This is a genomic window from Burkholderia sp. ZZQ-2, assembly GCF_050768715.1.
GTDB classification, from domain to species: Bacteria; Pseudomonadota; Gammaproteobacteria; order Burkholderiales; family Burkholderiaceae; genus Burkholderia; species Burkholderia cepacia.
In genome coordinates this window covers 1-294 of record NZ_LDVA01000074.1, presented here as the reverse complement: position 1 = coordinate 294, position 294 = coordinate 1, and the positions used below count along the sequence as shown (strand labels likewise).

Genomic DNA, 294 nt, shown 5'->3' with positions numbered 1-294 from the left:
TGCATGACGATCGTTCCGCCCGCATCGTGGACCGCCGCGGTGATCGGCTTCCACCCCTCGATCTGCGCGGGTGTCACGATGCCCGGCTGTCCGGGATACGACTTGCCCTCGACCGCCGGCCACGTGCCCTCGGAGATGATGAGTCCCTGCCCGGCACGCTGGCGGTAGTACTCCGCCATGGTGGTGGTCGGAACACCGTCGTCGTCGGCACGGGTGCGGGTGAGAGGCGCCATCACGACGCGGTTGGACAGCTGCAGGGCGCCGAAGACGGCCGGTTCGTAGAGACTCACAGAG

General features: G+C 68.0%; 1 pseudogene. It reads right to left on the bottom strand.

Going from position 1 to position 294, the window contains the following annotated elements:
* A pseudogene (locus tag ABY44_RS03315) lies at nt 1-294 on the bottom strand (alkene reductase); the annotation flags it as partial.